The organism is Vibrio sp. T20 (assembly GCF_007858795.1).
GTDB lineage: Bacteria > Pseudomonadota > Gammaproteobacteria > Enterobacterales > Vibrionaceae > Vibrio > Vibrio satsumensis.
The window spans coordinates 1-295 of the sequence record NZ_VFEB01000173.1; the positions used below are offsets into that span (position 1 = coordinate 1).

The 295-nt window shown below is 46.4% G+C and carries 1 tRNA gene and 1 rRNA gene; both read right to left on the minus strand.

Annotated elements, in window-relative coordinates:
- Positions 1-92: 92 nt before the first annotated feature.
- A tRNA-Glu gene (locus FTW16_RS18805) sits at positions 93-168 on the minus strand.
- Positions 169-234: 66 nt separating this feature from the next.
- Positions 235-295 (minus strand): 16S ribosomal RNA (locus FTW16_RS18810); the annotation flags it as partial.

Sequence of the window (295 nt, forward strand, 5' to 3'; positions counted from 1 at the left end):
CTTTCCAAATTGTTAAAGAGCGAATCACTTCATAACGAAGTAACCATTTTTAAATATTCTCATCGGCTTTGGCTTCAAAGAACGCTTAAAGATGGTATCCCGTAGGGGAGTCGAACCCCTGTTACCGCCGTGAAAGGGCGGTGTCCTAGGCCTCTAGACGAACGGGACACTAAGATGCTCTAACTTTCTAAACCTAATCAATCTGTGTGGACACTTGTCGTGAATATCTTCGTATAAGGAGGTGATCCAGCCCCAGGTTCCCCTAGGGCTACCTTGTTACGACTTCACCCCAGTC